The 21,342-nt window shown below is 72.0% G+C and carries 13 protein-coding genes and 1 tRNA gene; 2 read left to right on the top strand and 12 right to left on the bottom strand.

All coding sequences use genetic code 11. The features are described from left to right. Positions 1–181 precede the first annotated feature (181 nt). From AYX06_RS00880 to AYX06_RS00865, 4 genes are all read right to left on the bottom strand, one after another. Entirely contained in the window at positions 182–484 is a 303-nt protein-coding gene (locus tag AYX06_RS00880) for a hypothetical protein (protein WP_232319358.1), read from the bottom strand. An 87-nt stretch (positions 485–571) separates the two neighbouring features. Further along, positions 572–2,326, bottom strand: coding sequence for a BCCT family transporter (locus AYX06_RS00875; protein ID WP_062733513.1), 1,755 nt, complete (start codon positions 2,324–2,326; stop codon positions 572–574). A 100-nt stretch (positions 2,327–2,426) separates the two neighbouring features. Then, the gene (coaE, locus tag AYX06_RS00870; RefSeq protein WP_062733508.1) at positions 2,427–3,050 is read right to left on the bottom strand and encodes a dephospho-CoA kinase; all 624 of its coding nucleotides are present in this window, start codon (positions 3,048–3,050) and stop codon (positions 2,427–2,429) included. A gap of 34 nt (positions 3,051–3,084) precedes the next feature. Then, positions 3,085–4,806: an alpha-amylase family protein gene (locus AYX06_RS00865; RefSeq protein ID WP_062733506.1), complete on the bottom strand. Its 1,722-nt coding sequence runs from the start codon at positions 4,804–4,806 to the stop codon at positions 3,085–3,087. Between the two features lie 89 nt (positions 4,807–4,895). Between AYX06_RS00865 and AYX06_RS00860 the strand changes: the two genes are divergently transcribed. After that, positions 4,896–5,615 carry an IMPACT family protein gene (locus tag AYX06_RS00860; protein WP_062733504.1) on the top strand — a complete coding sequence of 240 codons (720 nt, stop codon included), beginning with the start codon at positions 4,896–4,898 and terminating at the stop codon, positions 5,613–5,615. A 261-nt stretch (positions 5,616–5,876) separates the two neighbouring features. Here AYX06_RS00860 and rpsA read toward each other — a convergent pair whose 3' ends face one another. From rpsA to AYX06_RS00840, 4 genes are all read right to left on the bottom strand, one after another. Beyond that, positions 5,877–7,358, bottom strand: coding sequence for a 30S ribosomal protein S1 (gene rpsA / locus AYX06_RS00855; protein ID WP_062733500.1), 1,482 nt, complete (start codon positions 7,356–7,358; stop codon positions 5,877–5,879). A 169-nt stretch (positions 7,359–7,527) separates the two neighbouring features. After that, positions 7,528–8,940 carry a GNAT family N-acetyltransferase gene (locus AYX06_RS00850; RefSeq protein ID WP_062733497.1) on the bottom strand — a complete coding sequence of 471 codons (1,413 nt, stop codon included), beginning with the start codon at positions 8,938–8,940 and terminating at the stop codon, positions 7,528–7,530. Positions 8,941–8,998: 58 nt separating this feature from the next. Continuing rightward, positions 8,999–11,890, bottom strand: a complete 2,892-nt coding sequence (gene polA, locus AYX06_RS00845) for a DNA polymerase I (RefSeq protein WP_062733494.1) — start codon at positions 11,888–11,890, stop codon at positions 8,999–9,001. Positions 11,891–11,943: 53 nt separating this feature from the next. Then, entirely contained in the window at positions 11,944–12,519 is a 576-nt protein-coding gene (locus AYX06_RS00840) for an ANTAR domain-containing response regulator (RefSeq protein WP_047803981.1), read from the bottom strand. A 269-nt stretch (positions 12,520–12,788) separates the two neighbouring features. Between AYX06_RS00840 and AYX06_RS00835 the strand changes: the two genes are divergently transcribed. Further along, positions 12,789–12,868, top strand: a tRNA-Leu gene (locus AYX06_RS00835). Positions 12,869–12,947: 79 nt separating this feature from the next. On the opposite strand, the gene AYX06_RS00830 is transcribed toward AYX06_RS00835, so the two are convergent. From AYX06_RS00830 to gltB, 4 genes are all read right to left on the bottom strand, one after another. Then, positions 12,948–13,430 (bottom strand): PaaI family thioesterase, encoded by a 483-nt coding sequence (locus AYX06_RS00830; protein ID WP_232319356.1) that lies wholly within the window; start codon positions 13,428–13,430, stop codon positions 12,948–12,950. Beyond that, a complete protein-coding gene (pyk, locus tag AYX06_RS00825; protein WP_062733492.1) occupies positions 13,415–14,893 on the bottom strand; it encodes a pyruvate kinase in 1,479 nt (492 codons plus the stop codon). Before pyk ends, AYX06_RS00830 begins: the two co-directional genes overlap by 16 nt. Before the next feature lie 277 nt (positions 14,894–15,170). Beyond that, the gene (locus AYX06_RS00820; protein ID WP_062733489.1) at positions 15,171–16,634 is read right to left on the bottom strand and encodes a glutamate synthase subunit beta; all 1,464 of its coding nucleotides are present in this window, start codon (positions 16,632–16,634) and stop codon (positions 15,171–15,173) included. Continuing rightward, positions 16,627–21,297, bottom strand: coding sequence for a glutamate synthase large subunit (gltB, locus tag AYX06_RS00815; RefSeq protein WP_232319354.1), 4,671 nt, complete (start codon positions 21,295–21,297; stop codon positions 16,627–16,629). Before gltB ends, AYX06_RS00820 begins: the two co-directional genes overlap by 8 nt. Positions 21,298–21,342: the final 45 nt, after the last annotated feature.

The raw sequence follows: 21,342 nt of genomic DNA, 5'->3' as shown, positions 1-21,342 counted from the left end.
CTGTCCGCAGACGGGGAGATCACCTGACCGCCCACAGGGAAGTCCCGCTGACCGTTGACACAGGGCCGAGGCACGGACCGGATTACCATCCAGCTCTCCCGGCTTGACCGAGCATGACGTTCCCGGGCACACAGAACGGGCAGGGCCTGCATGAGGCCCCGCCCGTTCCGCCGTGCGTCGGTCAGTTGCGCGCGCTGCCGGTGTTCGTGCCCTCGCCGGAGTCGTCGCGGTGGTAGAGGTACTCGTTGCCGTGCTGGTCCTTCTCCACGTAGAAGTGCTCCTGCACCTCCTGGTACCACCGCTCGGCGGCCTCGCTCATGTGCTGGCCCTCCTGGCTCTGGGCCAGGCGGTCCCCCGGCCCGTAGACCCGCATCGCGATGGCGTTGAGCCGGTCGAGAATGCGGTGCGGCTGCTCCCCGTCCCGCGCGGTGGCCTGCTTCTTCTTCACCATGGCGTCCCCCGATGCCGATGTGATGGTGCTCACCATTCTACTGCCGGGGCGAACCGGGAGAGGGCGGCCCACCGGTCCGTATCACGGGTGGGCCGCCCTTCGTCCGGGGCTGCAAGCGGGCTACTCGACCTCGCGGACCGTCCTGAGGGAGCCGGTCGCAGTGCGGTACTCCCGGACGTAGTCGGGCTGCTCCGGGTGCTCGATGTTCGGGGCGTTCTCCGGCTCCGAGCCGTGCACGTAGTCCGGTGCCACCACGACCTCCTCGTCCACCGCGCCGTCGCTGCTGCGGCGGTGGAACTCCTCGGGGGGCAGCACCCGCCGCCACTGGCGGGTGGGCAGGACGCCGACCTCCCCGGCGTCCTCGCGCAGGGCTCTGAGCAGCGAGTAGATCATCAGGTAGCCCAGCACGAAGAAGGGCAGGCCGATGAGGATGGCCACGTTCTGCAGGGCCGCCAGGCCCGTGGTCCCGGTCGCGGTCAGCAGGATCGCGGCGACGACGCCGATCGCCACGACCCAGAACACCCGCTGGTGGACCGGGGCCTCCTCCTCGTGGCCGCTGCCCATGGTGTCCATGACCAGGGCGGCGGAGTCGATCGAGGTGATGAAGAACAGCACCACGATCAGCACGCCCACCGCGGAGGTGACCGTGGAGAACGGGAAGTTCTCGAGGAAGACGAACATCGCCCCGGGGATGTCCCCCTCGTCGACGACGGCCTCGACCAGCCCGCCGCCCCCGTTGCGCTCGATGTCGAAGACGCCCATGCCGAAGATCCCGAACCAGATCACCGAGAACAGGGTGGGGAACGCGAGCACGCCGGAGACGAACTGGCGGATGGTGCGGCCGCGGGAGATGCGGGCGATGAAGATCCCCACGAACGGCGACCACGTGATGGTCCACGCCCAGTAGAAGACGGTCCAGCCGCTCTGCCACCCGGTGTCCGCGAGCGTGTCGTTCCAGAAGGCGAGCGCCGGGAGCATCGAGAGGTAGGTGCCGGCGGACTCGACCATGCCCCGGAGCATCATCACGGTGGGCCCGGAGACGAGGATGAAGACGAGCAGGGCGATCGCGATGAGGATGTTGGTGTTGGACAGCCGCTTGATGCCGCGGTCCAGGCCCAGCGCCACGGACACGGAGGCCACCAGGCTCACGGCGGCGATGATGAGGATCTGGGAGAGGGCGGACTCGGAGATGCCGAAGAGCCGGGCCAGGCCGCTGTTGATCTGCATGGTGCCCAGCCCGATGGAGACCGCGACGCCGAAGAGGGTGCCGACGATGGCGAGGATGTCGATGCCCCGGCCCACGGGGCCGTGGATGCGCTCGCCCAGCAGCGGCTGGAACATGGAGCTCACCCGCGGCGGCAGGTTGCGCTTGTACATGAAGTAGCCGAAGGCCAGGGCCGGGAGGGTGAAGATCGTCCAGGTGTGCAGCCCGAAGTGGTACAGCGTGAAGCCCATCGCCTCGGTCGCCGCCTCCATGGACTCGGGCTCCACGCCCTGCCGCGGCGGGTTCGCGAAGTGGTTCACCGGCTCGGCGACCGCCCAGAACATCAGGATCGTCCCGATCCCGGCGGCGAAGAGCATGGAGAACCAGGACAGGTTCGTGTGCTGGGGGCGTTCGTCGTCGGCGCCCAGGCGCACCTGGCCGAAGCGGCTGGCCATCAGGTACACGAGGAACAGCAGGAAGACGCTCACGCCGAGGATGTAGAACCAACCGAGCTGGTCCATGACCCAGCCGGAGCCCTGCGCGAAGACGGCGTCCATCGCGTCGGTGAAGACCAGGGTCAGCACCACGAAGGCGAGAATGATCAGGGCGGAGCCGAAGAAGATGGCAGGACTGGTCCGCAGCCGCAGGGCATCGTGCAGTGAGTTGAGCATCGGAGGGCTTCCCCGGCCGCCGGCCACGTCGAACGGACCGCCGCCGTGTCTTGACGACGTGCTTCGGTCACCCTCGACCCTACCCGGATGTTACGCAGGATTACAGGCGGTGGGGCTGCGCCGGGGACGGCAGGCGGGGCTCGACGTGCCACTCCCACCAGGCGTCCACCCGGTCGAGCAGCCGCTGGACGGAACCGTCGTTGACCAGCACGGTGTCCGAGACCGCGGCCCGTTCCTCGTCCGTGGCCTGGGCCGCGATCCGCGCCCGGGCGTCCGTCTCCGTCATCCCGCGGTCCTCGACCATCCGCCGCACCCGCTCCTCCACGGGGGCCTGCACGGTGAGCACGTGGTCGAAGCGCCCGTGCTGGCCGGTCTCCACCAGCAGGGGGATGTCCTCCACGAGCGCGGCGTCCTCACCGGCCGCGGCGGCGAGACGTTCGGCCTCCGCCCGCACCAGCGGGTGGACGATCGCGTTGAGCCGCTGCCGGACCTCCGGGTCGCCGAACACCAGGGCGCCCAGCGCTGCGCGGTCCAGCCGCCCGTCAGGGGTCAGCACCGAGGGACCGAACTCCTCGACGATCCCCTCCAGGCCGGGCTGCCCGGGCTCCTGCAGGGCCCGGGCGATGGCGTCGGCGTCGATCACCGTGGCGCCGAGCTCCATGAGCCGCCGGGAGACCGTCGACTTGCCCGAGGCGATCCCGCCCGTGAGTCCGATGGTCAGCATGCGGCCATGGTAGCCGCCGGGCGCGGACGGGGGCTCACGCCTCCCCGGCGCCCGCGACGGTGGTCATCACGTCCGGCAGCGTGCCGGGCCCGTGCGGGCGCTGCACCCGCAGCCAGCGGAACCCGTAGCCCTCCAGGGCGAGCTCCGCCGCCGAGTCGGCGTCGAGGGTGCACGTCCCGTCGGCGAGCAGGTCCACCAGCTCGGTGCCCTGCGCCTCGTCGGGCAGCCGCAGGGGCACCGTGGTGGGCTCGGCCGCCAGGTTGTGCAGGGCCACGACGGCCGACCCCTCCCAGGAGCAGCGGTGGGCCAGCACCCCGGGCCGGGGCTGGTCGAGGACCTCGGCCGGGCCCCAGGCCAGCTCCGCGCACTCCCGGTAGCGGCGGGCCAGCAGGGTGACGAAGGCCAGCAACGAGTCCGGGCCCCGGCGGGCGGCGGCCACGTTGACGGCGTCGGGCCCGTACTCCCCCTCGGCGACGGGTCCGGAGAGGTCCTCGGCCGCGGCGGAGGAGAAGCCGCCGTTGCGGCCCGCGGTCCACTGCATGGGCGTGCGCACGGCCATGCGGCCCTCCGCGGCGAGGTTCTCCCCCATGCCGATCTCCTCCCCGTAGTACAGCACCGGGGTGCCCGGCAGGGAGAACAGCAGGGAGTACACCATCCGGATCCGCTGCCGGTCGCCCCCGAGCATGGGCGGCAGCCGCCGCACCAGGCCCCGCCCGTAGACCTGCATCCGCTCCTCCGGGCCGAACGCGGCGAACACCTCCTGCCGCTCGGCCTCGGAGAGCTGGTCCAGGGTGAGCTCGTCGTGGTTGCGCACGAAGTTGGCCCACTGCGCCTCCCGCGGGATGGGCGGGCGGCTGCGCAGGGCCCCGGCCAGCGGACCGGCGTCCTGGCGGGCCAGGGAGAGGTAGAGGTTCTGCATGGCCACGAAGTCGAAGATCATGGTCAGCTCGCCGGCGTCCTCGGTGCCGAAGAGCTCGAGCTGCTGCGGATACGGCAGGTTGACCTCGCCCAGCAGGACCGCCCGGCCGTTGCGGCGGTTCAGGAACCGGCGCAGGGAGCGCAGGAAACCGTGCGGGTCCGTGAATCCGCCCTGGTTCTCCAGGTCGTCGCCCTGGCCCACGGTGAGCAGCTGGGGGATCCCGTCCACCCGGAAGCCGTCCAGGCCGAGGTGCAGCCAGAACCCGGCGATCTTGGCGATCTCGTCCCGCACCTTGGGGTGGGACAGGTTGAGGTCCGGCTGGTGGCGGTAGAAGCGGTGCAGGTACCAGTGCCCGGTGGCCTCGTCCCGAGACCAGATGCCGCCCTCCTTGTCGGGGAACACGGCCTTGCCGGAGGTGTCCGGCGGCTCCTCCGCGCGCCAGACGTAGTAGTCGCGGTAGGGGCTGTCCGTGCTGGAGCGGGCGGCCTGGAACCAGGGGTGCTGGTCGGAGGTGTGGTTGACCACGAGGTCGGCGATGACCCGCAGCCCGCGGTCCTGGGCGGTGCGGACCAGCTCCACGAGGTCGCCGAAGCTGCCCAGCCGCCGGTCGACCCCGTAGAAGTCCACGATGTCGTAGCCGTCGTCCCGGTTCGGCGTGGGATAGAACGGCATCAGCCACAGGCAGGTCACGCCCAGCTCGGCCAGGTAGTCCACGCGCTCGGCGAGCCCGGCGATGTCCCCGGATCCGTCGCCGTCCGTGTCCAGGAACCGCTCGATGTCCACGCAGTACACGACCGCCTGCTTCCACCAGAGGTCGGAGGTGTCGGCGATGCGCATGGCGGCTCCCTCGGTCGCGGATGCCTCCCTGTCTAGCAGGCCGCAGCGGACCCGTCGAGGGAGCGCCCGGCCGCCCTAGAGTGGGGAGCATGGACCCGGACCCCCTGCTCAGCCGCGCCACCGCCTACACCACGCTCGCCGCCGGCACGGAGGCGGTGGCGGAGCTGGAGATCAAGCGGTCCCGGTTCCTGGCCGTGCTCCGCCGGGCCGGCACCGAGGCCGAGGCGCGGGCCCTGGTGGAGGAGCTGCGCCGGAGCTTCCACGACGCCCGCCACCACTGCTCCGCGTTCGTGCTGGGCCCGGACCGGGACGTCCAGCGCTCCTCGGACGACGGGGAGCCGGCCGGCACCGCCGGCCTGCCCATGCTCGAGGCGCTGGTGCTGCGCCGCACCGGCACGGCCCCGGACGGCGCCGACGTCACCGACCTCTCCGACGTCAGCGCCGTGGTGGTGCGCTGGTTCGGCGGCACCCTGCTCGGCGCGGGCGGGCTGGTGCGCGCATACTCCGACGCGGTGTCCCAGGCCCTGGAGGAGGCGGCGCTGGTGCGGCGGCGGCGGCAGCGCCTCTACCGCCTGCCGGCCTCGCACGCGGAGGCCGGCCGGATCGAGAACGAGCTGCGGGCCACCGGCCTCACCGTGCTGGGCACCTCCTACGGGGCCGCGGGCGCCGAGCTCGGCCTCGCCCTGCCCGACGACGACGCCGCCCTCGCCGCGGCGCACTCCCGGGTGGCCGCGCTCACCGGCGGCGCCGGGGTCCTGCGCCCGGACGGCGTGGACTGGGTCGACTCCCCCGCCGCGCCCCCGGCCTGAGCGCACCGCCGCGGCCCGGGCCCTGGGATCGCAACGGTCGTGTCCGGGGCCGGCCCGACGGGCCGCCAGGGTCGCTCCGGGGGCCGGCCCGACGGGCGGCAACGGTCGCGCCCGGGCCGACGCGCCGCGGCAGGCGCTGCCGGAGTGCGACCGGGCCGACGGGCCGGGACGGTCGCGTCCGGACACGGGGACGGCCCCCGCCCTGGGAAGGGCGGGGGCCGTCGGGGCGCAGTGCGGGACTGCCTCCCGGTGCCGGTCGGCTCAGGCGCCGGTGAGCTTCTCGCGCAGCGCGGCCAGGGCCTCGTCGGAGGCCAGGGTGCCGGAGTCGGCGGGAGCCTCGGAGGAGTAGCTGGTCGGAGCCGGTGCGGAGGAGGAGGACGAGGACGAGGAGGAGGAGCTCGTCGTGCCGCCGGCGGCCGCCTCGGCGTCCTCGGCGATCGACTTGCGGACCTGCTCCTTGTGGGCCTCCCAGCGGGCCTGGGCGTCGGCGTACTGCTGCTCCCAGGCGGCGCGCTTGTCCTCGTAGCCCTCGATCCACTCGTTGGTCTCGGGATCGAAGCCCTCGGGGTACTTGTAGTTGCCCTGCTCGTCGTACTCGGCGGCCATGCCGTACTGGGCCGGGTCGAACTCGGTGGAGTCCGGGTCCACGCCCTCGTTGGCCTGCTTGAGCGACAGCGAGATGCGGCGGCGGTCCAGATCGATGTCGATGACCTTGACGAACAGCTCGTCGCCCACGGAGACGACCTGCTCGGCCATGTCCACGTGGCGCTGGGCCAGCTCGGAGATGTGCACCAGGCCCTCGATGCCGTCCTCGACGCGCACGAACGCACCGAAGGGAACGAGCTTGGTGACCTTGCCCGGCACGACCTGGCCGAGGGCGTGGGTGCGGGCGAACAGCTGCCACGGGTCCTCCTGGGTCGCCTTCAGCGACAGGGAGACACGCTCGCGGTCCATGTCCACGTCGAGGACCTCGACGGTGACCTCCTGGCCGACCTCGACGACCTCGGACGGGTGGTCGATGTGCTTCCAGGACAGCTCGGAGACGTGCACCAGGCCGTCGACGCCGCCCAGGTCCACGAAGGCACCGAAGTTGACGATCGAGGAGACCGTGCCCGTGCGGACCTGGCCCTTCTCGAGCTTGTGCAGGAAGTTGGAGCGGACCTCGGACTGGGTCTGCTCGAGCCAGGCACGGCGGGACAGGACCACGTTGTTGCGGTTCTTGTCCAGCTCGATGATCTTCGCCTCGATCTGCTGGCCGATGTACGGCGCGAGGTCGCGCACGCGGCGCATCTCGACGAGGGAGGCGGGCAGGAAGCCGCGGAGGCCGATGTCCAGGATGAGGCCGCCCTTGACGACCTCGATGACGGTGCCGGTGACGACGCCGTCCTCCTCCTTGACCTTCTCGATGTCGCCCCAGGCGCGCTCGTACTGAGCCCGCTTCTTGGACAGGATCAGGCGGCCTTCCTTGTCCTCCTTGGTGAGGACCAGAGCCTCGACCTCATCACCCACGGTCACGACCTCGTCGGGGTCGACATCGTGCTTGATGGACAGCTCGCGGGACGGGATGACGCCCTCGGTCTTGTAGCCGATGTCGAGAAGGACCTCGTCGCGGTCGACCTTGACGACGGTGCCCTCGACGAGGTCGCCGTCGTTGAAGTACTTGATGGTCGCGTCGACAGCGGCGAGGAAGTCCTCCTCGGACCCGATGTCGTTGACGGCAACCTGCGGGGTGGTGGTGGTCATGTAGTAGGGGCTCCGATGTGGATAGGTTCTGATCAGTCGGAACGGCACCTGCCGGCCGGCCGCGGCCGTTCCGAAGGACTGTTGGACAGGGTGCGTGCACAGCACGCACCGGCTCAGTCTACGGATGCGCCGAAAAGGAAGCAACACGCGCCCGCGCGGGCGGCGTCGTTCAGAACTGCGTGACCCCGTAGGGGGCGGTCGGCGTCTCCATGAAGTCCTGCAGGTCCCGCAGCGCGTCCTCGTCCCGGGCGACGATCAGCCCGGCCTGGGCCAGGGTGCTGGCCTTGACCGCCCCGAGGTACAGGGAGCCCAGCACGTCCACCCGCATCGCCACGTCGGCCCCGGCCGGCAGCTGCACCGCGGGCACGGACCGGCCGGCGTCGTCGTCGGCGGTGCGGGGCCGGTCGGCGACGCGCTCCACCACGGGGCGCCCGCTCGTGGTGTCCAGCGCCCACAGGCCGTCGGCGTAGCCCATGGAGTCCACCAGGGAGATCACGATCCGCCCGCGCACGGTGTACGGGCGGGCCTCGAGGGCCGCGGCCGGGTCCAGGACCCGGACCCAGATCTTGTCCGACTCCGAGGTGACCCGGTACTTCGCGCGGTCGGTCATCGCCCACACCAGCGGGTCCTCCACGGGGGCCCGGCCGAAGCGGACCTGGTCCACGAGGTCCAGGGAGGTCACGAAGTCCCACAGGGCGATCGACACGTCCGGGGAGGCGCCCACGAGGTCCAGCACGGTGAGGGTCAGCGGGTAGGAGGTGTTGGGCTCGAACCGGTAGGTGACGTAGCCGTCCGGGCGCATCGCGTCGTCGTAGTGCACGGCGCAGCGCACCTCCGGGTCGGCCTTCTGCGGGGTGATGGCGTACTCCCCCGTGTACTCCGGCCAGTGGTAGGCCACCCGGCTCACCGACCCGTGCGAGCTCTCGTGGAAGCGCTGGAAGAGCACGGGGGCCAGCTGGCGCACGGCCTCCCCGTCGGCCATCTCCACGGTGCCCACCGTGGGGGCCTTCAGCTGCAGCCGGGTGGTGGCGTCGACGCTGACCTCGCGGTTGAACGTGGCGGCGCCGAAGCCGAAGCGCCCGTAGATGGTCGCCTCCGTCGCGGTGAGCAGCGCCACGGGGTAGCCGTCCCGCTGCGCGCGGTCGAGGTCACCGGTCATCAGCCGGCGCAGCAGGCCCCGGCGGCTGTGGGTGGGGCGCACCGTGACCTCGGAGATCAGCCGGGCGCGCAGCAGCCGGCCGCGGCCCACGTTGAGGGAGCCCTCCCAGGAGGTGAACGTGGCCACGGGCCGCCGGGTGGGCAGCGCCGCCTCCGGCACCGCGTGCGGATAGGCCGCCCGCAGCCGGACCCGCTCGGCGTGCATCCAGGACAGGGTGCGCTCGAGGGTCTCGTGGGTGGGCTCCGCCTGGTGGAAGCCCTGGCGGATCGCCCGGACCCACTCCACCGCGGCGGGGTTCTCCGCCGTGCCGCCGGGACCCACCCCGAACTCCGCGAAGGTGTAGTCGTGCCCGCCGGCCGAGTAGGACTCGGTCACGGTGCCCGGGGTGGTCGGCGGCGTCGGTGCGTCGTGCGTCAGGTCCATGTCGTGTCCCTCGTTCGCGGTGCGGTGCGGGCGGTCGGGTGCGGGCCGGGCGAAGCGGTCAGTGGGCCGCCTCGTGCCAGGACCGCCCGGCGCCCACGTTGACCTCCAGCGGCACCGCCAGCTCGGCGGCCCCGCCCATCTCCTCGCGCAGCACCCGCTCCACGGCGGCCGTCTCCCCGCGCACGACCTCGACCACGAGTTCGTCGTGGACCTGCAGGAGCACCCGGGAGGACAGGCCCTCGGCGGTGAAGCGGCGGTCCACGCCGAGCATCGCCTTCTTGATGATGTCCGCGGCCGAGCCCTGGATCGGGGCGTTGAGGGCGGCGCGCTCGGCCATGGCCCGCAGCTGCCGGTTGTCGCTGGAGAGGTCCGGGAGGTAGCGGCGGCGGCCGTCGATCGTGGCGGTGTACCCGTCGGCGCGGGCCTGCTCCACGACCCCGCGCAGGTAGTCCCGCACGGCGCCGAACCGGGTGAAGTAGTCGCTCATCAGCGTCCGGGCCTCGTCCACCGGGATCCGCAGCTGCTTGGAGAGCCCGAAGGAGCTCAGCCCGTAGACCAGCCCGTAGCTCATGGCCTTGACCTTGGAGCGCATCGCCGCGGTGACCTCCTCCGGGGCCACGCCGAAGATCTTCGAGCCGACGAACCGGTGCAGGTCCTCCCCGTTGCGGAACGCCTCGATGAGCGCCTCGTCCCCGGACAGGTGCGCCATGATGCGCATCTCGATCTGCGAGTAGTCGGCGGTCAGCAGCTGCTCGTACTGCCGGCCGGCCTCGGGGCGCCCGACCACGAACAGGGCGCGGATGCGCCGGCCCTCCTCGGTGCGCACCGGGATGTTCTGCAGGTTGGGGTTGGTGGAGGACAGCCGGCCGGTGGCGGCGACGTTCTGCATGTAGGTGGTGTGCACCCGCCCGTCCTCGGCGATGGCCTTCTGCAGGCCCTCGACGGTCTGGCGCAGCTTGTTCGCGTCCCGGTAGGCCAGCAGGCTCGCCAGGAAGCGGTGGCCCCGGGAGTCGGGGTCGGTGCGGGTGAGCAGCTCCGCCACGGCGTCGGCGTCGGTGGTGAACCCGGACTTGATCTTCTTGGTCTTCGGCAGGCCCAGCTCCTCGAACATCACCTGCTGCAGCTGCTTGGTGGAGCCCAGGTTGACGGGCTCGGCGATCTGGGCGTGGGCCTCCTGCTTGGCCTGCTCGATCACCCGCGCGAAGTCGTCGAGCAGGACCTGCACGCCGTCGGGGTCCACCGCGATCCCGGCCAGCTCCATCCGGCCGAGCACGACCGCCAGGGGCAGCTCCAGGTCGGTGAGCAGGCCGGTCTGGTGGGTCTCCGCGAGCTTGTCCAGCAGGTGCTCGGAGAGCTGGGTGGTGGCCACGGCCAGCTCCGCCTCCCGGCGCAGCACGGCCGGCTCGGGCCAGGGCAGCTCGTCCAGGGCCAGCTCCTGCTGGCCCTGGGCGGCGGGTCCGGCGTCCTCCGCGGCGGCCACCGTCAGGCCGAGCCGCTCCTCGAGCAGCGCCGGCAGCTCGTAGCTGCGCCGCGCCGGCTGCAGGAGGTAGGCGGAGAGCTGCGGGTCGTCCACGACGCCCTCGAGCACCAGCCCGCGCACGGACAGGGACTTCCAGACGTCCTTGACCCCGTCCACGATCTTCGCCCGTCCCGCGTCGGCCAGCCACCCGGCCAGGGCGGACTCCAGGGCCGCGTCCGCGGCGGAGAGGTCGAGGAACACGGCGGAGGGCGCGTGCCCGCCCCGGGCCAGGACCACCCCGGAGAGCTCGCGGGCCCCGGGCAGCTCGGGGTCGTCCGCGCGGTGCAGGGCGCGCAGGACCACCGGTCCCTCCTCCGCGGTCAGCCAGTCCTGCAGCTCCTCCCCGGTGCCGGGCCGGGCCACCTCCCCGAGGCCGAGGTCGGCGGGCGGGGCGCTCTCGTCCTGCGGGCGGCCGAACGCGTCGAAGAGCCGGTTGCGCAGCCCCTCGCCGAACTCGAGGTCGTCGAAGGCCTCCCCCACGGCCTGGGCGTCGGGGACGGGCAGCGCGGCGTCGGCCAGGTCCACGTCGAGGCCGAGGTCGGTGACGAGCCGGTTGAGCCGGCGGTTGCGCTCCACGGCGGCCCGGTGCTCGCGCAGCGCCTCGCCCTTCTTGCCCTTGATCCGGTCCGCGTGCTCGAGCAGGGAGGGCACGTCCCCGTAGGCGAGGATCCACTTGGCCGCGAAGCCGGCCCCCACCCCGGGCACCCCGGGGAGGTTGTCGGCCTGCTCGCCGGTCAGCGCGGCGAGGTCGGGGTAGTGCCGCGGCGGGACCTTGTACTTCTCCACCACCGCGGCGGCGTCCATGTGCTTGAGGTCGGAGGGGGTGCGCCCGGGATAGACCACCGTGACGTGGTCGTCGATCATCTGGAAGGCGTCCCGGTCCCCCGAGAAGACGAGGACCTCGTAGTCCTGCTCCGCGCCGCGGCGGGCCAGGGTGGCCAGGACGTCGTCGGCCTCGTGGCCCTCCGCGGTGACCACGGGCACCCCCAGGGCGTCGAGGACGCGCTGGATCTGCGGGACCTGGCCGTGGAACTCCTCGGGCGTCTCGTCCCGCCCGCCCTTGTACTCCTCGTACTCCTGGGAGCGCAGCGTGGGGCCGTCGAGGTCGAAGGAGACCACCAGGTGGGTGGGCTTCTGCTCCCTGACCAGCTTCACCAGCGTGTTCACGAAGCCGTACACGGCCTCGGTGTGACGGCCGTCGGAGGTCACGAAAGCGGGCCCGCCGCCGTACTCGGCGGCGCGCGAGAGCGCGAAGAACGCCCGGAAGGCCAGGGAGTGGCCGTCGACCAGCAGCAGCTTCCGCTCCGGCCGGGAGACCGGCCGGGGGATCTCGACCTCGACCGGGTGGTCGGTCTCCGCCCCCACGGTCACCGTGCGCACGCCGGCCTCGGAGCTGCTGTCGGTCAGGATCTGCTGCGTCGTTTCACTCACGGACCCATCCTAGGGCCCGCGCCGGACGGGCCCCGTGCGCCGCCGCGTGCGGGTCAGGCGACCTGGTTGATGATCGCCTCGGCGACCTCGCGCATGGACAGCCGCCGGTCCATGGAGGTCTTCTGGATCCAGCGGAAGGCCTCGGGCTCGGTCAGCCCCATCTTGGTGGTCAGCAGGGACTTCGCGCGCTCCACGAGCTTGCGGGTGGCGAACTGCTCCTTCATGTCGGAGACCTCGCGCTCGAGCGCCGCGATCTCCTCGAAGCGCGAGATCGCGATCTCGATCGCCGGCACGACGTCGTCGACGGTGAACGGCTTCACCACGTAGGCCATCGCACCGGCCTCGCGGGCCCGTTCCACGAGCTCGCGCTGGCTGAAGGCGGTGAGCAGCACCACCGGGGCGATCCGCTCCGAGGCGATCTGCTCGGCGGCCGTGATCCCGTCCAGGACCGGCATCTTCACGTCCATCAGCACCAGGTCCGGGCGGTGCTCGCGGGCCAGCTCGACGGCGCGCTGGCCGTTGTCGGCCTCGGCCACCACGTCGTAGCCGGCCTCCCCGAGCATCTCCACGATGTCCAGGCGGATGAGGGTCTCGTCCTCGGCCACCACCACCCGGCGGGGCGGGCGCAGGGACGACCCGGCGTCCTCTCCGGGAAGGGCGCTGTCCCGGTCCTCGGGCTCCTCCGCCGGGGCGGGTTTCGGCTGCTCCGTCACGCTGACTCCTTGCCTGCTGGTGGGGCGGTCCCGCGGCGGGCGGAACCGCGGGCTCCGGGTGCACGGGTGGCTCGGGGCCGCCCGGCACGGCACGTGCCGTCCGATCGGTCCCAGCCTATAACTGTTGTACGCTGGTCGAGCGCAGGAGCGGCCCCTCGACGGGGCCGCGCGGACTGCGATCACGGGCCCAAGTGGCGGAACTGGCAGACGCGCCGCACTCAAAATGCGGTTCCTCGGAGTGTGGGTTCGAGTCCCACCTTGGGCACGAGCACCCCGGACCGGCGGTCCGGGGTTCTTTCGTGCCCCGGACCGCCGGTCCGGCACGGATCCCGCTCAGGCCCCGCTCAGGCCCCGGAGGGACGCTCGCGCAGCAGGTTGGTGATCCGGGCCGTGGACAGCCGCCGCCCCTGCTCGTCGGTCATCACGACCTCGTGCACGGTCATCGTGGCGCCCAGGTGCAGCGCCGTGCAGGTCCCGGTCACCGTCCCGGTGGCGATCCCGCGCTGGTGCGTCGCGTTGATGTCGACCCCCACCGCGAACCGCTCCGGGCCGGCGTGCACGCCGGCGGCCGAGGAGGCCAGGGTCTCGGCGAGGACGCAGTGCGCCCCGCCGTGCAGGATCCCGCCGGGCTGGGTGTTCGGCTCCACCGGCATCGTGGCGACCGCGCGCCCGGGCGTGAGCTCCGTGAACCGGATGCCCATCGCCCGGGCGAGACCGCCGATCCCGTGCCCGGGGAACGCCGCGTGCAGCTCCTCGGGCACCCCGTGCTCGCTGAGCTCCCGGGCGTGCTCCTCCGGGTCGAGGCGCCCGCTCAGGACTCCCGCCACGGCCCCACGTGCTCCCGCCGCCGCTGGCCGCTGAGCAGCTCGCCGGCGTCCTTGACGTCGCCCACCCGGTGGACCTTCACGAGGTTGGTGGTGCCGGCGACCCCGGGGGGCGAGCCGGCGCAGATCACCACGAGGTCGTCCTCCCCGGCCAGGCCCTGCTCCTGCAGGTGCAGGTCCACCTGCCGGGTCATGTCGTCGGTGTGGTCGACCTTCGCGACCTGGATCGGCTGCACGCCCCACAGCAGGGACATCAGGGCGGTCACCAGCGGCTCCGGGGTGAAGGCCAGGATCGGGTGGGCCGGGCGCAGCCGGGAGAGCCGGCGGGCGGAGTCCCCGGACTGGGTGAAGGTGCAGATGTAGCTCACGTCCAGCTGCCGGGCGATGGTCACGGCCGCCCGAGTCACCGCGCCGCCGCGGGTGCGCGGCTCCGTGCCCAGCGCCGGAACGCGCTCCAGCGCCTGGGACTCGGTGGCCTCGATGATCCTCGCCATGGTCTCGATGGTCTCGATCGGGTACTTGCCCACCGAGGTCTCCCCGGAGAGCATCACCGCGTCCGCGCCGTCGAGCACCGCGTTGGCGCAGTCGGAGGCCTCGGCGCGGGTGGGCCGGGGGCTGTCGATCATCGACTCGAGCACCTGGGTGGCGACGATCACCGGCTTCGCCCAGCGGCGGGCCAGCTCGATGGCGCGCTTCTGCACGATCGGCACCTGCTCCAGCGGCAGCTCCACGCCGAGGTCCCCGCGGGCGACCATGATGCCGTCGAAGGCGTCGATGATCTCGTGCAGGGAGTCCACCGCCTGGGGCTTCTCGATCTTGGCGATCACCGGCAGCCGGCGGCCCTCCTCGTCCATGATCTCGTGCACCCGCACGATGTCCTTGGCGTCGCGCACGAAGGACAGGGCGATCAAATCCACGCCGCGGCGCAGCGCCCAGCGCAGGTCGTCCTCGTCCTTGTCCGACAGCGCCGGGACGTTCACGGCCACCCCGGGCAGGTTGATGCCCTTGTTGTTGGACACCGGTCCGCCCACGACCACCTCGGCGGTCACGGTGGTGTCCGAGACGGCGGTGGCGCGCAGGGCGACCCGGCCGTCGTCGATGAGCAGCGGGTCGCCCACGTGCACGTCCCCGGGCAGGCCCTTGTGGGTGGTGGAGCACAGGCTCGCGGTGCCCTCGACGTCCTCGACCGTGATGGAGAACTCGTCGCCGGGGGCCAGCTCGTGGGGGCCGTCGGCGAAGCGGCCGAGCCGGATCTTGGGGCCCTGCAGGTCCGCGAGGATCGCGACCGTCGCCCCGGCGTCGTCCGCGGCGCGGCGCAGGTTCTCGTAGGAGGAGTCGTGGACGGAGTGGTCGCCGTGGCTCATGTTGAGCCGGGCCACGTTCATGCCGGACCGGATCGCCTGGGAGAGGTTCTCGTAGGAGGAGATGGCCGGGCCGATCGTGGCCACGATCTTTGCTCGTCGCATGTGTGCCGCCTTGGGTTGTGGGGTGCCACCGCGGGTGGACGCACAAGAAAGAACGACCGGGACGCCGCGCGGGCGCGGCGGAGCTCCCGGCCGCTCTGCCTGGTTGTCCTGCCCCGGAGCGGGGAGGTCTTCCCCAGCCTACCAACGCGGCACGTCGTGTCGAGGCCGCGGCTTCCCGGTGCGCGTCCGCCGACGACGACGGCGCGGCCCGCACCCCGGGTGTGGGGTGCGGGCCGCGCCGTGGTCCGTGCTGTGGTCCGTGCCGTGGTCCGGGACCCTACATGCTCAGGTCGATGGCCCGGTCCGTGGGGGCCACCGGCGCCGGCAGGCGGGTGGAGCCGGTGAGGAACCGCTCGACGGCGGCCGCGCAGGCCCGGCCCTCGGCGATCGCCCACACGACCAGGGACTGGCCCCGGCCCGCGTCGCCGCAGGAGAACACCCCGTCCACGTTGGTCATGTACTGGTCGTCGCGGGCCACGTTGGTCCGCCCGTCCAGCTCCGCGCCGATCTGCGCGGTGATGTCCTCGGACTCGTTGCCGGTGAAGCCCAGGGCCAGGAACACCAGGTCCGCGGGCAGGACCTTCTCCGTGCCCGGCTTCGGGGCGCGGCGGCCGTCGGGCAGGTACTCGGTCTCGGCGACCTTCAGCCCGGTCAGCTTCCCGTTCTCGCCCACGAACTCCACGGTCGAGGCCAGGTAGGTCCGCTCGCCGCCCTCCTCGTGGGAGGTGGAGACCTCGAAGACCTTCGGCATCATCGGCCACGGGTCGGCGTCGGAGCGGTCCGCGGCGGGCTTGCGCCCGATCGCCAGGGACGTGATCGACGCGGCGCCGTGGCGGTTGGCGGTGCCGATGCAGTCGGAGCCGGTGTCGCCGCCGCCGAGCACGATGACGTGCTTGCCCCGGGCGGAGATCTGCTCCTCGACCTCGTCGCCCGCCACCACGCGGTTCGCCTGCACCAGGTAGTCCATCGCGAAGTGCACGCCCTCGAGGTCGCGGCCCGGGATCGTCAGGTCGCGCGGGCGGGTGGCGCCGGTGGCGACCACGACCGCGTCGTAGCGGCGCTTGAGCTGGTCCCAGGTGATGTCCTTGCCGATCTCCACGCCCGGGCGGAAGCGGGTGCCCTCGGCGCGCATGACGTCCAGGCGGCGGTCGAGGACCTCCTTCTCCATCTTGAAGTCGGGGATGCCGTAGCGCAGCAGCCCGCCGATCCGGTCGTCGCGCTCGTAGACGGCGACCGTGAACCCGGCCTGGGTGAGCTGCTGGGCCGCGGCGAGCCCGCCGGGCCCGGAGCCGACGACCGCCACGGTCTTGCCGACCAGCCGCTGCGGGACGAACGGCTTGATGATGCCCTCGTCGAAGCCCATCTCGCCGATCGAGTACTCGATCTGCTTGATGGTCACCGCCGGCTGGTTGATCCCGAGCACGCACGAGGACTCGCACGGGGCCGGGCAGACCCGCCCGGTGAACTCCGGGAAGTTGTTGGTGGCGTGCATGCGCTCCACCGCCTCGGCGTCGAGCCCGCGCCACACGAGGTCGTTCCACTCCGGGATCAGGTTGCCCAGGGGGCAGCCCTCGTGGCAGAAGGGGATGCCGCAGTCCATGCACCGGCCGGCCTGCTTCTGCAGCACCCCCCGGTCCTGGGCCTCCTGGACCTCCTTCCAGTCCATGATCCGGACCGGCACCGGCCGCTTGGGGCGGTCGACGCGCTCGGTCACCTTCAGAAAACCGCGCGGATCAGCCACGGGTCGTCACCTCCAGGATCTTGTGCCAGGCCTCGTCGCCGTCGGGGTCCTGCCCCCGGGTCGCGGCCTCTTCGCGGATGCCCTGCACCGCGGCGTACTCCCGCGGCAGGACCTTGGTGAACCGGCCCAGCGTGGCCACCGGATCGGCCAGCAGCCGGTCCGAGAGCTCGGAGCCGGTCTCCTCGCCGTGCTTCGTGATCAGCGCGAGCACCACCTCGGCGTCGGCCTCGTCCAGCGGCAGGAGCTGGAGCTCCCCGCTGTCCCGGGCCTGCTTGTTGACGGAGGTCTCGGCCAGGTCGATGACGTAGGCGACGCCGCCGGACATGCCGGCGCCGAAGTTGCGCCCGGTGCGGCCCAGCACCAGGGCGGTGCCGCCGGTCATGTACTCGCAGCCGTGGTCCCCGATGCCCTCGACCACCGCGGTGGCCCCGGAGTTGCGCACCAGGAAGCGCTCGCCCACGGTGCCGCGCAGGAAGATCTCCCCGCTCGTGGCGCCGTAGCCGATCACGTTGCCGGCGATGACGTTCTCCGAGGCCTCGAACACGGCGTCCCGCTCGGGGCGCACGATGATCCGCCCGCCGGAGAGGCCCTTGCCGGTGTAGTCGTTGGCGTCGCCCTCCAGCCGCAGGGTGATGCCCTGCGGCAGGAACGCGCCGAGCGACTGCCCGGCCTGGCCGGTGAGCGTCACGTCGATGGTGTCGTGGGCGAGCAGGTCCGTGCCGAAGGTGCGGGTCACCACGTGCCCGAGCATCGTGCCGACCGCCCGGTCGGTGTTGATGATGTGCTGCTGGATCCGGACGGGCTCCCGCTTCTCCAGGGCGGCCCGGGACAGGCGGATGAGCTCGTTGTCGAAGTGCTTCTCCAGCTCGTGGTCCTGGCCGCGCATGTTGCGCACCGCGGCGCCGCGGTGCTCGAGCACCGTGGAGTGCAGGATCGGGGACAGGTCCAGCCCGTGGGCCTTCCAGTGGTCGATCGCGGCCTTGGTCTCCAGGACCTCGGCGTGCCCGACGGCCTCCTCGATCGAGCGGAACCCGAGCTGGGCCAGGTACTCCCGGACCTCCTCGGCGATGAACTCGAAGAAGTTCACCACGTGCTCGGCCTTGCCGGTGAAGCGCTTGCGCAGCTCCGGGTTCTGGGTGGCCACGCCCACCGGGCAGGTGTCCAGGTGGCACTTGCGCATCATGATGCAGCCCTCGACGATCAGCGGGGCCGTGGCGAAGCCGAACTCCTCCGCCCCGAGCAGCGCGGCGATCACCACGTCGCGGCCGGTCTTCATCTGCCCGTCCGCCTGGACGACCACCCGGTCCCGCAGCCCGTTGAGCATCAGCGTCTGCTGGGTCTCGGCGAGGCCCAGCTCCCAGGGGGCGCCGGCGTGCTTGAGCGAGTTCAGCGGGGCCGCGCCGGTGCCGCCGTCGTGCCCGGAGACGAGCACCACGTCGGCCTTGGCCTTGGTGACCCCGGAGGCCACCGTGCCGATGCCGATCTCCGAGACCAGCTTCACGTGCACCCGGGCCCGGGGGTTGGAGCGCTTGAGGTCGTAGATCAGCTGCGCCAGGTCCTCGATCGAGTAGATGTCGTGGTGCGGCGGCGGGGAGATCAGCGACACCCCGGGGGTGGAGTGGCGCGTCCGGGCGATCCAGGGGTAGAGCTTCTGGGCCATGAGCTGGCCGCCCTCCCCGGGCTTGGCGCCCTGGGCCATCTTGATCTGGATGTCGTCGGCGTTGGTGAGGTACAGGCTCGTGACGCCGAAGCGCCCGGAGGCCACCTGCTTGATCGCCGAGCGGCGCTCCGGGTCGAGCAGCCGCTCGACGTCCTCGCCGCCCTCACCGGTGTTGGACTTGGCGCCGAGCCGGTTCATGGCGATGGCCAGCGTCTCGTGCGCCTCCTGGGAGATGGAGCCGTAGCTCATCGCCCCGGTCTGGAAGCGCTTGACGATCGAGCTGACGGGCTCGACCTCCTCCAGCGGCACCGGACGGCGGTCGGAGGAGAAGCCGAGCAGCCCGCGCAGGGTCAGCAGCTTCTTGGTCTGGTCGTCCACGAGTTTCGTGTAGGACTTGAAGATGTCGTAGCGGCCGCTGCGGGTGGCGTGCTGCAGCCGGAAGACGGTCTGCGGGTTGAACAGGTGCGGCGGTCCGTCGCGGCGCCAGTCGTACTCCCCGCCGGTCTCGAGGTCGCGGTAGGGCTCGGTCACGCCGTCCGCGGGGTAGGCCCGGCGGTGGCGGGAGGCGGTCTCCTCGGCGATGACGCCGAGGCCGATGCCGCCGATCTGGGTGTGGGTGCCGGTGAAGTAGTCGTCCACCAGCTCCCGGGACAGGCCCAGGGCCTCGAAGACCTGGGCGCCGCAGTAGGAGGACACCGTGGAGATGCCCATCTTGGACATGATCTTCTGCACGCCCTTGCCCAGGGCCTTGATCAGGTTCTGCACGGCGTGCTCGGTGGTGATCCCGGTCAGGTCCCCCGAGCGCACGAGCTCCTCGGCGGACTCCATCGCCAGGTACGGGTTCACCGCGGAGGCGCCGTAGCCGATGAGCAGCGCCACGTGGTGGACCTCGCGGACGTCGCCGGCCTCCACGATCAGCGCCACCTTGGTGCGGGTGGCCGAGCGCAGCAGGTGGTGGTGCACCGCGGAGGTGAGCAGCAGCGAGGGGATGGGCGCCCACGCGCCGTTGGAGTCGCGGTCCGAGACGATGACGTACTCCACGCCGCGGGCCACGGCCGCGGAGACCTTCTCGCAGATCTCGGCGATCCGGGCGCGCAGGGACTCGGCCCCGCCGTCGGGCCGGTACAGGCCGCGCACCTTGAGCGCGGCGGGCATCCCGTCCTCGCCCTCGATGTGCAGGAACTGGTCCAGCTGGTCGTTGTCGATGACCGGGAAGTCCAGGGCGATCTGGCGGGTGCGCACCCGCTCGGTGGTCAGCAGGTTCCCGGACGGCCCGACGGAGCCGCGCAGGCTGGTGACCAGCTCCTCGCGGATCGCGTCCAGCGGCGGGTTGGTGACCTGCGCGAAGGACTGCACGAAGTAGTCGAACAGCGTCCGGGACTTCTCCGAGAGCACGGCGATCGGGGTGTCGGTGCCCATGGCGTAGATGGGCTCGGCGCCCTTGGCCGCCATCGGGCCCACGATCATCTTGAGCTCCTCCTGCGTGTACCCGAAGGTCTTCTGGCGCAGGGTGATCGAGGAGCGCGGGTGGACCATGTGCTCGCGCTCGGGCAGGTCGGCGATGTCGACGATGTTGCCGTCGGCCCACTCCTCCCACGGCGCCGCGGAGGCGATCTCGGCCTTGATCTCGGCGTCCTCGACGATCCGCCCGCGGGCGGTGTCGACGAGGAACATCGTGCCCGGGGACACCCGGCCCTTGCGCACGACCTTGCGGTCGCCGATGTCGACGACGCCGACCTCGGAGGCCAGCACGACGAGCCCGTCGTCGGTGACCCAGAACCGTCCCGGGCGCAGGCCGTTGCGGTCCAGCAGCGAGCCGACCTGCACGCCGTCGGTGAAGGCGACCGCGGCGGGACCGTCCCACGGCTCCATGAAGGAGGCGTGGTAGCGGTAGAACGCCTTGCGGGCCGGGTCCATGGTCTCGTGGTTCTCCCAGGCCTCCGGGATCATCATCATCATGGCCTGGGTGACGGGACGGCCGGAGAGCACCAGCAGCTCGGCCACCTCGTCGAGGGACTGCGAGTCGGAGGCGCCCTCGGAGCAGATCGGGAACAGCTCCTCGGGGCTGCGGCCCAGCAGCGGGGACTTCAGCTGCGACTGGCGGGCGCGCATCCAGTTGCGGTTGCCCTTCACGGTGTTGATCTCGCCGTTGTGCGCCAGGGTGCGCATGGGCTGGGCCAGCGGCCAGGAGGGGAACGTGTTGGTGGAGAAGCGCGAGTGCACGATCGCCAGCTCCGTGGCGAACCGCTCGTCGGCCAGGTCCGGGTAGAACGGCTCCAGCTGCTGGGTGGTCAGCATGCCCTTGTAGACGATGGTCCGCGAGGACAGGGAGGGGAAGTACACGCCGGCCTTGTTCTGGGCGCGCTTGCGCAGCCGGAAGGCCTTCTGGTCCAGGCGGCGGCGGGCGGCCTCGTCCTCGGGTGCGGGGGCGGGCTCGGCCACGAAGAGCTGGACGAACCAGGGCATGACCTCGCGCGCCGAGCGGCCCACCACGGACTCGGCCACCGGGACCGGGCGCCAGCCCAGGACCTGCAGCTCCTCAGAGGCGGCGATCTCCTCGAGCGCGGCCTGGATCTGCTCCGCGTTCACCCCGCCGTGCGGCAGGAACGCGGTGCCCACGGCGTAGCCGCCCAGGGGCGGCAGCTCGAAGTCCACGACCGCCCGGAAGAACGCGTCGGGCAGCTGGGTGAGCAGCCCGGCGCCGTCCCCGGTGCCCTCGTCCCCGCCCACGGCACCGCGGTGCTCCAGGTTGCGCAGGGCGGTCAGGGCCGCGTCGACGATCTCGTGGGTGGGGGCGCCGTTGAGGGTCGCGACCACGGCGAGGCCGCACGCGTCCTTCTCCTCGTCCGGGTGGTAGAGGCCCTGCTGCTCGGGCGCGTTCGAGAACTGCTCGAACGGCGACGTCGCCTGGTCCTCGGCGATCTCGGCCGGGTCGGCCGGACGCGGGTCCGTGCCGTGCTGGTCGGAATTGTCACCGGGGGTGCCGGCGGGGGTAGAAGTCATGACAGACGTCTCCTCACCATGAGATGTGGTCAGCAGGAGCGGCCC

Origin of the sequence: Kocuria turfanensis, from assembly GCF_001580365.1 — a bacterium.
In the GTDB taxonomy this organism is placed as follows: Bacteria; Actinomycetota; Actinomycetes; order Actinomycetales; family Micrococcaceae; genus Kocuria; species Kocuria turfanensis.
Note: the sequence above shows the minus strand (reverse complement) of the source record. Positions and strands in the feature narration are given on the sequence as shown.

Bases quoted from the DNA above. Each gene is read 5' to 3' on its own strand.
- AYX06_RS00875 (WP_062733513.1), bottom strand. From the start codon at position 2,326: ATGCTCAACTCACTGCACGATGCCCTGCGGCTGCGGACCAGTCCTGCC.
- coaE (WP_062733508.1), bottom strand. From the start codon at position 3,050: ATGCTGACCATCGGACTCACGGGCGGGATCGCCTCGGGCAAGTCGACG.
- AYX06_RS00865 (WP_062733506.1), bottom strand. From the start codon at position 4,806: ATGCGCATCGCCGACACCTCCGACCTCTGGTGGAAGCAGGCGGTCGTG.
- AYX06_RS00860 (WP_062733504.1), top strand. From the start codon at position 4,896: ATGGACCCGGACCCCCTGCTCAGCCGCGCCACCGCCTACACCACGCTC.
- rpsA (WP_062733500.1), bottom strand. From the start codon at position 7,358: ATGACCACCACCACCCCGCAGGTTGCCGTCAACGACATCGGGTCCGAG.
- AYX06_RS00850 (WP_062733497.1), bottom strand. From the start codon at position 8,940: ATGGACCTGACGCACGACGCACCGACGCCGCCGACCACCCCGGGCACC.
- pyk (WP_062733492.1), bottom strand. From the start codon at position 14,893: ATGCGACGAGCAAAGATCGTGGCCACGATCGGCCCGGCCATCTCCTCC.
- gltB (WP_232319354.1), bottom strand. From the start codon at position 21,297: ATGACTTCTACCCCCGCCGGCACCCCCGGTGACAATTCCGACCAGCAC.